The sequence below is a fragment of the Thermotoga sp. genome, assembly GCF_021162145.1.
In the GTDB taxonomy this organism is placed as follows: domain Bacteria; phylum Thermotogota; class Thermotogae; order Thermotogales; family Thermotogaceae; genus Thermotoga.
In genome coordinates this window covers 1-8,980 of record NZ_JAGGZH010000057.1, presented here as the reverse complement: position 1 = coordinate 8,980, position 8,980 = coordinate 1, and the positions used below count along the sequence as shown (strand labels likewise).

Sequence of the window (8,980 nt, the reverse complement as noted above, 5' to 3'; positions counted from 1 at the left end):
TGGTGCCTTCAGTGGTAGAATCGAAGATGGCAAATTGAACTTTCTGTTCTCTGATGTGGAAGATCCGTTTTCCATGACGGATGGAACCTCCGTCGTGTTTGAAAACACCTCTGGTGAGATCAAGAATCTTCCAACAGAAACGGTATCCATCACCAATTCTCTTTTCTGCAGAAGTGTCTACGAAAACACCCCTTTCGCTACTGACGACACGTTCACTCTTTTCGATAAGAGAATCGTCATGTGGAGCAATACAAATCCCTTTGAGAACTCCCATATACTCAAGTGGGAGTGGTATGATCCCGGGGGAAATCTAAGGGAAACCGTTTACTACATCGTTGCCCCAGCAGCTGAAACAGGGCACGATTACTACGACAGTGTGTGGAGCTGGATATCAACGGACACTCTGGGAAAGAACGACCTCGGAGACTGGAGAATGGTGGTTTACATCGACGGTGAAAAAGCCAGCGAAGGATCTTTCAACCTCTCCGCGGATCTGTCGATGAAAACCATCGAAACGGATACCTTCAAAGTGGATGTGCCTAGTTACACCTATTACGAACTCTCTGAAGGGGTTCATTACTTCATACTTGACATCTCCGATTTGATATTCGCGGAAGTCCATTACGAAGCAACCTCCATTGGAAACGGTCAGGTGTATATAACGCCGAACTACGAAATCAATCTGTTGGAAAGCTCCATGCCGGACCCACAAACAGGTAAAAACTTCGCTTACTGGATTGCTCAGTTTCCTGAAAAGGATGGCCAGTACCTTTACATAACCTTTTATGCGCCAGAGGAAGACTTCAAGAGACTGGAGAGTGTATTCGAGAGGATCTTAAACAGCCTGGAGCTGAAATGAAGATCCTGATCACCGGAAGGCCGGGAGTCGGGAAGACCACATTCATCAAGAAGATCTCATGCCTCCTGCAGAACGCAGGGGGCTTTTACACTGAGGAAATGAGAGAAAGAGGGAGAAGGGTTGGTTTCAAAATTGTTACCCTCGATGGAAGAGAGGGAATCCTCGCGAAGATAGGTTTCCCGTCCCAGCATCGAGTGGGAAAGTACGGAGTGAACCTGAAAGATCTGGAGGAGCTAGGAGTTGAATCGGTGGAAAGGGCCCTTGAAGAAAAAAGTATCGTGATCATAGACGAGATAGGTAAAATGGAGCTTCTCTCTGAAAAATTTCGAAGGGCGGTTGAGGAGGTCTTCAACAGCAAAAAAGACGCGGTGGCGACGATCAAAAAATCGAGTGATCCATTCGTGGAAAAGCTCAAAAACAAAAAAGACATCATAATCTTCGAATTGAACGAGAAAAATCGTGATCGTCTCTTGAAGAAGATACTGGACATGCTAAAATCTAACAGAGGTGGCGAGGAATGACAAGGGTTCTTTTCAATTTGCTTCAGACCATACCACCCCTGGGAAAGCACGCTTTTCAGGTTGCCTTCTTGGCCTCGCAGATTGCCGAAAAGTTGAACATGGACAGCTCGATCGCCTTTCTCTCCGGTTTACTCCACGATCTGGGTTTGATTCTCCCGTACGATGGTGAAAAGACCATTCTGGATGACATAGACAACGCCTTCATAATTGTGAAGGACACCCCTGGGAAACCTCTGCACCTTCATTCTATACTGGGGAGTTTCGTAACGGACTACGTGGAGAGACTCAAAACTTTGTCCCCGATCATTTTGAAGCATCACTTCCCCGCGTTTCACTTGGATCCATCTAAAAGGGAAGATATACTTGCAAACGTGGTTTTCATATCGGACCAGGTCTCCAGATACGTGATGATCAACCATGACACTGTACCGAGGGAGATTTTGGTTCCTCTTGAGGAAATGAAAAGCTTTTTCTTTCCGGAAGTTTTCGAAGCCTGCAGAGAAGTCCTTCTGACAGAGTTTGCCCAGTGGCAGCTTGAATACATCCTCAACGAATTCGCAGCTGATTGCTTTCGGGAGTACATAAATGAGTGTCCAGAGTGTACCGTGAAAGATATCACCCAATTTGGAAAGATAGTCTCCTTCATAGTAGACGCCAAGAGCGAGTTCACAAGCGAGCATACCTGGAGAGTAGCAAGCATTGCAAAGGAGATGGGAAAAGCAGCTGGGAAAGACGCCGAAAGTCTCTTCAGAGCAGGTCTCTACCACGACATAGGGAAAATCAGTGTAAACTACAGGATACTGGAAAAGCCAGCGAAATTGAATGAAGAAGAATTTCATATGATAAGAAAACACGTGTACTTCTCCTATCTCATACTTCTTCCGATGAACAGAGAAGAATGGTTTCTACCTGCCGTAAGACATCACGAAAAAGTCGACGGTTCCGGGTATCCCTTCAAATTGAAAGGAGAAGAGATGAGCCTCGAAGACAAGATTCTACAGGTTGCAGACGTGTTCAGTGCCCTCATGGAAGAACGACCCTACCGTCCCGCCATGGGGGTGGAAAGAGCCCTGAACATAGTGAGCAACGAAGTGAGGGAGAAAAAACTGGACAGGGAAGCTTTTGAAATACTCGAGTCAGTTGTGAAAGACTTGGATTTTGAAGAGATAGAAGTGGGAAAAGAACTGAGAAAAGAGATGAGATCTTTCCTGGACAGGACCATTGAAAGGTTTGGAGACTACGTGCTCTAGCAGAGGTGAGGGCATGGTTCTGGTAAAGAAGTTCACCTTCGAAGCTGCACACAATCTGATAAAGTACCATGGGAAGTGTGAAAGATTACACGGACACACTTACAAACTCGTTGTGAAAGTTGAAGGACGCCTGAGCGAGGAAGACATGGTCATAGACTTTGCGGAATTGAAGAAGATAGTGGAAGACAGAGTGATAGAGAAACTGGATCACAGTTATCTGAACGAGTTGTTCGAGCAACCAACCACCGAAAGAGTTGCTATCTGGATCTGGGAGCAACTTTCGGAACCTCTCAACGAACGCGGTGTTCACCTCGTGGAGATCGAGCTATGGGAGACGGAAGCAAACGGCGTCGTGTACAGAGGTGAGGAAGTTTGAAAGACGTCCAGAATGAGAAAGATCCAAGGATGGTGCCACTGAAAAAAGTGGGGATAAAAGATCTCAGCTGGCCTTTGAAGATACTGCTGAAAGGAGATGGATATCAGCCAACCGTTGCACAAATAAGTTGTTCGGTGGATCTTCACAGGGAAAAGAGGGGCATCCATATGAGCAGATTCATAGAGGTGTTGAACAGGCTTGAAGCGATCACACCCCATACTTTTGAAAAGGTCCTGGATGATCTCATTGTCACCATGGAGGCAAAAAGGGCACACCTTGAAATTCACTTCCCCTATTTCATATGGAAAGAGTCACCCATCACCCGCAAAGTTTCTCCTTTGAAGGTGGACTGCTTCGTTGAGGCGGAGAAAGAAAAGAACTTCTCCTTCAAAATAGGAGTCAGGGTGCCGGTACACAATCTATGCCCTTGTTCCAAGGAGATCAGTGACTATGGTGCCCACAATCAAAGGGCGTTCGTTGAGATATCTGTGAAAACGAGAAAGTTCATATGGTTTGAAGATCTGGTCAAGATAGCTGAGAAAAACGCAAGCGTTCCCCTTTACACTCTCCTCAAAAGACCTGATGAGAAATTCATCACAGAGAAAGCCTACGAGAATCCTAAGTTCGTTGAAGATGTGGCAAGAGATGTGGCACTGGATCTGGAAAAAGACCCCAGAATATCCTGGTATAAAGTCTATGTGGAAAGTATGGAGAGCATACACAACCACAACGCGTTCGCGTGCGTGGAGAAAGGAGACTTCGTCCCGGAGGGTTAATGAGTATGGTGTACATGACTCCCTGGAAGAGAAAGCTAGAGTTCGGTAAAACCATGATCATGGGCATAATAAACGTAACACCGGATTCTTTCTATGCAGGATCAAGAAAACAGGGTGTGCTGGAAGCTGTCGAGACGGCAAAAAAGATGGTGGAAGAAGGAGTCGATATAATAGACGTGGGAGGAATGTCCACCCGTCCTGGTTCGGAACCCGTCGATGAAGAAGAGGAAATGAACAGGGTCATCTCCGTGATAAGGGCGATTAGGTCTGTAACGGATGTACCGATATCCGTGGATACTTACAGATGGAGGATCGCTTTGAGGGCGATAGATTCGGGAGCTGACATTATCAATGACATCAGTGGTTTCCAGTTCGAACCCGAGATAGTAGAAGTTGCATCGGACAACAAGGTCCCGTACATCCTCGTGCACATCAAAGGAACACCGAAGACGATGCAGGAAAATCCCTTCTACGAGGACGTTTTGGAAGAGATAAAGGAGTACTTCCAGGCAAAAATAGAGTATCTCAAAGAGAAAGGAGTAGGCCAGATCGTACTGGACCCGGGTATTGGATTCGGCAAGAGGTACGAAGACAATCTCGAAATTCTGCGCAGAATAGATGAATTCAAAGAATTTGGTCTTCCTCTTCTCGTTGGTGCCTCGAGAAAATCCTTTATAGGAATCACAATGGGCAACGTTCCACCAGAAGAAAGACTGGAAGGTACCCTGGCTGTTACCGCCTACTGCACGATGAAAGGTGTTGATATCCTCAGGGTACACGATGTGCTGCCGAACAAGAGAGTTGTGAAAATGGTGGAGGCGATACTCTGGCGAAAGCAGTGATAGCACTCGGAAGCAACCTAGGAAACAGGGAATTGAACTTGAAAACAGCCCTTGTGAAGATGAAAGAACGTGGCATATCTGTTGAAAAAACTTCTTCGTTCATTGAAACAAAGCCTTATGGTTACACCGATCAACCGAAGTTTTTGAACGCCGTCTGCCTTGCAGAAACGGACCTCTCACCACGATCCCTTTTGAATACCCTTCTGGTGATAGAAAGAGAAATGGGGAGAATCAGAACAATCAGGTGGGGCCCCAGGATCATAGACCTTGACATCGTGTTCTATGAAGATCTCGTTGTGAACGAAGAAGGCCTGATCATACCACACCCTGATGTTCACAACAGACTCTTCGTTTTGGAACCTTTGAACGAAATAGCCCCAGACCTTATTCATCCTGTTTTAGGAAAGACCGTGCATGAGCTTTTGATGGAACTCAAACAACGAATATAGATCTCGGTAGAGTGGTGAGGATTTCACATCCCTGCTCTTTTAGAACCACATCCTCTTCTATTCTTATACCGAACTCTCCTTCCAGGTAGATTCCAGGTTCAATCGTGACAACGGCGTTCTCGGGCAGGCGAGACTCGTTCCTGAAACTCACCGCTGGCCCTTCATGGACCTCCAGACCTATCCCGTGACCCAGGCTGTGTCCAAAGGACTCTCCGTACCCTTTCTCACTGATGAGTTCTCTTGCGATTGAATCGAGCTGTTTCCCTGTTAATCCTGCCTTCGCGTTTTTGAGAGCCTTCTCCTGAGCCTCGAAGATGATTTCGTGTATTTCCTTCACGCGAGCAGATGGTTCGCCTATACAGACAACGCGCGTGATATCAGCACAGTAGTTCTCGTAGACTGCTCCAAAGTCGATGACGATCACATCACCTCTCTCAACAACTTTTTCGGTTGGCCTCCCGTGAGGCAGAGCAGAACGCCGTCCGGAAGCCACGATGGAGTCGAACGCCGTTTTTTCTGCTCCTTCCTTTTTCATCGTGTACTCAAGCAAGGCCGCTATCTCCTTTTCTGTCATCCCAGCTTTTATCTGCTGGATCGTTTCAAGGAAAGCCCTCTCAGATATCTCTATCGCCTGCTTGATCCTTTCGATCTCCTTTTCGTCTTTGACCATCCTCAGATACTTCACCTCGTCATCGAATCCAATGAACTTCTTCCTTCCAAGGGCGGTCGAGAGTTTTCTGAACATGGAAAGAGAGAGCCTCTCTTCCTCAAGGGCGATCACCTTTATGTTGAGATCCTTCACCACATTCTTCAAGGCACCAATGAAATCACCATCTCTTACTTCTCGAACTTCGAAGTCGGTTTCCTGTTTGGCCTGACTGGTGTATCTCGGATCGGTGATGAGGAGCCTGGCGTTTTCAGAGATCAGGATGATGGAAAAGGAACCTGTGAAACCAGAAAAATATATCGAAGAAGCCCTCGAGGAATTTTCAATGTTTACGATCAGAAAGGCATCTGCTCCTTTCTCCATAGCCAGTTCCATCGCTCTGTCAACTCTTTCCATCACGTTTCCCTCCTTAGACGTTTTCGAACTGGATCCGGTAAAGCTTGTAGTACACACCCCTTCTTCTGAGTAGCTCAGAGTGGTTTCCTCTTTCCACAACTTTGCCATCGTGGATCACCACTATCTCGTCAGCGTCTCTCACAGTGGAGAGCCTGTGAGCTATCATTATCACCGTTCTCTCTCTTGAAAGTTCTTCCAGGGATTCCTGGATCTTCATCTCCGTTATCACATCCACATTGCTCGTGGCTTCATCCAGAATGAAGATCTTCGCATCGAACAGCACTGCCCGTGCGAGGGCTATGAGCTGCCTTTCCCCAGCCGACAGGGTAGTTCCTCCTTCCACAATCTCGTAGTAAATCCCTCCTGGCAACTTCTCGATTATATCCATTGCGTGCACCTTCTCTAGAGCTTTCAGGACCTCTCTTTCTGATATTCTCTCGTCGAAGAGTCTGATGTTGTCCAGTATCGTTCCACTGAAAAGCATCACATCTTGAGGAACGGTGGCGATCTGTTTTCGGGCAACTTTCAGGTTGTACTCCAGTAGGGGAATCCCATCGATGAGAATCTTTCCCCTTTGAGGAATGTAGAGCCCGTTTATCAAACTCATCAGAGTGGATTTTCCCGCACCGGTTTCTCCAACAATGGCGTAGAGCTTTCCAGGATGAAACTCCAGGTCCACATCCTTCAAAACCCAGTTCTCGCTGTCGTACGAAAACCAGACATTCTCAAAACGAAGTTGCCCGCTCGAAATTTGACTAGGACCCTTTGGGTTGCCCTCTGTTTCCCTTTCCTCTTTTAGAATGTTCAGGATCTTCTCGGAGGATGCCATGGAATTCTGAATTATATCGTATTTTTCAGAAAGATCTCTGAGAGGTCTGAAGAACATGTCAAGGTAAGAGACGAAAGCGTACAGGGCTCCAAAACCTAGAGTGTGACTTGCAATGTACCTGGCACCGTACCATATGACTAAACTGACTCCCGAAAAATAGAGAAAGTCCATGAGAGGCCTGAAAATTCCAAAGACGTAGAGCTGCTCCATCAGGGATCTGTAGTAATCTTTTGAAACGCGAGAGAATTCTTCTTCTTTATGTCTCTCAAGATTCAGGATCTTTATGACGTTTACGCCTGCTATGTGTTCCGCCAGAAAGGCGTTAAGGCGAGCTAGGTTGGTTCTGACCTTTCTGTAAGCCTTTCTATCAAAGTATCTGAAAAGCAGAATGGAGATGGCTATAACTGGAAGAAGATAGTAAACGTGACCGAAGAGCTCTTTACTGATCTGAACGAGTGAAAAAACGACCGCTCCGAGCAGAAGGACATCCATTATCACGCTTGTGACTACGGAAGAGAAGAACTCCTGGATGTTCTGAGTGTCGTTGACGATCCTGGTGGTGACAACACCAGAAGGTATCTTTGTGAAGAAAGAGTAGGGAAGAGAGACGACATGGGAAAACACATCTCTTCTCATGAGAAGGACGATCTTTGCCCCCGCATACCCTGTTACATAGGTGCTGACGAACCCAAGAAGGAAAGAAAGGCCCCTTATTCCCAGTATGATGAAGGCGGTCGTAATGATACCCTGAAAGCGTTCAGCGGCCGACAGGTCTTTTCCAGTCAGAAAGGTATCGATTGCCGATTTCATGAGACGCGGTGGAAGAATTTCCAGTACCGTGAGAGCAAGCGACAGAATCGTTCCCACAAGAAAGAGGTGCCAGTATTTTCTCGCGTATCTCAACAGAAACTTCTCTGGGCTCAAAGCCACCACCTCTAGTTTGAAATTTTACCACTTTCGTGTGCTATAATCGAACGTGAAAAATCTGTTAAGAGGAGGGAGCCTGTATGAAAAAATTTCTTGTGATCGCTCTTGTAGCCGTTACAGCTGGATTGTTTGCCTTTTCGATGGAGGATCTGAAGGTCACCGTCTTTGGAAGTTACAACTTTGCTGTTAATGTCACTTCCACACCAACGACCGTTGAAGCCACCGCCTCCAATTATCTGGACTTCGGGTTGGATCTCACCTACCCTGTAGCGGAAAATATGGACCTCGGGCTCGGGCTAGGGTTTGCATATTTGCTTGATTCTTCAGCTTCTCCACTGTTCTCCACAGACGCAACGCCCAGTCAGAACACATTCGATCTCTTCGCTGTTTTCAAGTACTCCGTTGAACTCGACAGAGAATCCAAGATTGTCATAAGGGGATTCGGTGGTGCCAGTTGGCCTTTGCCAACGAATGGATTTGCCTTTGACAAATTCGGATGGGTTTTCGGAGCTGGGGCAAACTACACAAGGCACTTCGAAGGTCTTGTCGTAGGGTTCGGCGCCGGTGTTGAAATGAGAATCTATGGTGACAACAGTGTGATAGCCGTTCCTGTGGGAGCGAATTTCGAGATCAACTTCTGATCCCTTCCTTCAGTGTGGGCAAAAAGGTGGGGGCGTTTGCCCCCTTTGTTTTGGGTAGGTGATGGATTTGGACAGGGAAAAATACATAAAAGGTATAGAAAAAGCTTTACAGAGGATATCATCTCGAGATTTGAAGGATATAGACGTTTCCGAAATATGGATAGAAACGGCCCTGCCCGAGGATCTCATTCGGGAGATTCTGAAGGAAGAAAGTCTGAATATTCCGCCGGGGATTGAGGTCATAAGAAACGGGAGGGAAATCCTCTGGAAAAAGTCTGGTTCTTGAGAACAGAAAGTTACGAAGACGCACACTCGAAACTCAAAGACTTTCTAAACGAACATTTCTCAAACCTTTTCTCCCCAGGAGATCGTGTGCTCGTCAAACCGAATCTCATCTCCGCAAGAAGACCAGAAGAAGCCGTCACCACGTATCCTCTCATCTTAAAG

The 8,980-nt window shown here is 46.6% G+C and carries 10 protein-coding genes and 1 pseudogene; 9 read left to right on the top strand and 2 right to left on the bottom strand.

Annotated features, from left to right (window positions below):
• From J7K79_RS04170 to folK, 7 genes and pseudogenes are all read left to right on the top strand, one after another.
• Positions 1-859 (top strand): annotated as a pseudogene (locus tag J7K79_RS04170) (hypothetical protein); the annotation flags it as partial.
• Positions 856-1,380, top strand: a complete 525-nt coding sequence (locus J7K79_RS04165; RefSeq protein ID WP_296905479.1) for an NTPase — start codon at positions 856-858, stop codon at positions 1,378-1,380. The pseudogene J7K79_RS04170 and the gene J7K79_RS04165, both read left to right, overlap by 4 nt.
• The gene (locus tag J7K79_RS04160) at positions 1,377-2,630 is read left to right on the top strand and encodes an HD domain-containing protein (protein WP_296905477.1); all 1,254 of its coding nucleotides are present in this window, start codon (positions 1,377-1,379) and stop codon (positions 2,628-2,630) included. Before J7K79_RS04165 ends, J7K79_RS04160 begins: the two co-directional genes overlap by 4 nt.
• Positions 2,631-2,643: 13 nt before the next feature.
• Positions 2,644-3,006 carry a 6-carboxytetrahydropterin synthase QueD gene (gene queD, locus J7K79_RS04155; protein ID WP_296905474.1) on the top strand — a complete coding sequence of 121 codons (363 nt, stop codon included), beginning with the start codon at positions 2,644-2,646 and terminating at the stop codon, positions 3,004-3,006.
• Positions 3,003-3,782, top strand: a complete 780-nt coding sequence (gene folE2 / locus J7K79_RS04150; protein ID WP_296905472.1) for a GTP cyclohydrolase FolE2 — start codon at positions 3,003-3,005, stop codon at positions 3,780-3,782. Before queD ends, folE2 begins: the two co-directional genes overlap by 4 nt.
• Positions 3,783-3,787: 5 nt before the next feature.
• Positions 3,788-4,624, top strand: coding sequence for a dihydropteroate synthase (folP, locus tag J7K79_RS04145; protein ID WP_296905470.1), 837 nt, complete (start codon positions 3,788-3,790; stop codon positions 4,622-4,624).
• A complete protein-coding gene (folK, locus tag J7K79_RS04140) occupies positions 4,621-5,073 on the top strand; it encodes a 2-amino-4-hydroxy-6-hydroxymethyldihydropteridine diphosphokinase (protein ID WP_296905468.1) in 453 nt (150 codons plus the stop codon). The genes folP and folK overlap by 4 nt, the downstream gene beginning before the upstream one ends.
• Here the strand turns inward: folK and J7K79_RS04135 are convergent.
• On the bottom strand, positions 5,057-6,136 hold the full coding sequence (locus J7K79_RS04135) for an aminopeptidase P family protein (RefSeq protein WP_296905466.1): 1,080 nt from the start codon (positions 6,134-6,136) through the stop codon (positions 5,057-5,059). The two genes, folK and J7K79_RS04135, sit on opposite strands and share 17 nt — an antisense overlap.
• 13 nt (positions 6,137-6,149) lie before the next feature.
• Positions 6,150-7,889: an ABC transporter ATP-binding protein gene (locus tag J7K79_RS04130; protein WP_296905481.1), complete on the bottom strand. Its 1,740-nt coding sequence runs from the start codon at positions 7,887-7,889 to the stop codon at positions 6,150-6,152.
• Positions 7,890-7,972: 83 nt separating this feature from the next.
• On the opposite strand from J7K79_RS04130, the gene J7K79_RS04125 reads away from it, so the two are divergent.
• Positions 7,973-8,533: a hypothetical protein gene (locus tag J7K79_RS04125; protein WP_296905464.1), complete on the top strand. Its 561-nt coding sequence runs from the start codon at positions 7,973-7,975 to the stop codon at positions 8,531-8,533.
• Between the two features lie 61 nt (positions 8,534-8,594).
• Complete coding sequence (locus J7K79_RS04120; protein WP_296905463.1) at positions 8,595-8,819, top strand: hypothetical protein; 225 nt, start codon at positions 8,595-8,597, stop codon at positions 8,817-8,819.
• Positions 8,820-8,980 lie beyond the last annotated feature (161 nt).

Bases quoted from the DNA above. Each gene is read 5' to 3' on its own strand.
- J7K79_RS04165 (WP_296905479.1), top strand. From the start codon at position 856: ATGAAGATCCTGATCACCGGAAGGCCGGGAGTCGGGAAGACCACATTC.
- J7K79_RS04135 (WP_296905466.1), bottom strand. From the start codon at position 6,136: ATGGAAAGAGTTGACAGAGCGATGGAACTGGCTATGGAGAAAGGAGCA.
- queD (WP_296905474.1), top strand. From the start codon at position 2,644: ATGGTTCTGGTAAAGAAGTTCACCTTCGAAGCTGCACACAATCTGATA.
- J7K79_RS04120 (WP_296905463.1), top strand. From the start codon at position 8,595: ATGGATTTGGACAGGGAAAAATACATAAAAGGTATAGAAAAAGCTTTA.
- J7K79_RS04125 (WP_296905464.1), top strand. From the start codon at position 7,973: ATGAAAAAATTTCTTGTGATCGCTCTTGTAGCCGTTACAGCTGGATTG.
- folP (WP_296905470.1), top strand. From the start codon at position 3,788: ATGGTGTACATGACTCCCTGGAAGAGAAAGCTAGAGTTCGGTAAAACC.
- J7K79_RS04160 (WP_296905477.1), top strand. From the start codon at position 1,377: ATGACAAGGGTTCTTTTCAATTTGCTTCAGACCATACCACCCCTGGGA.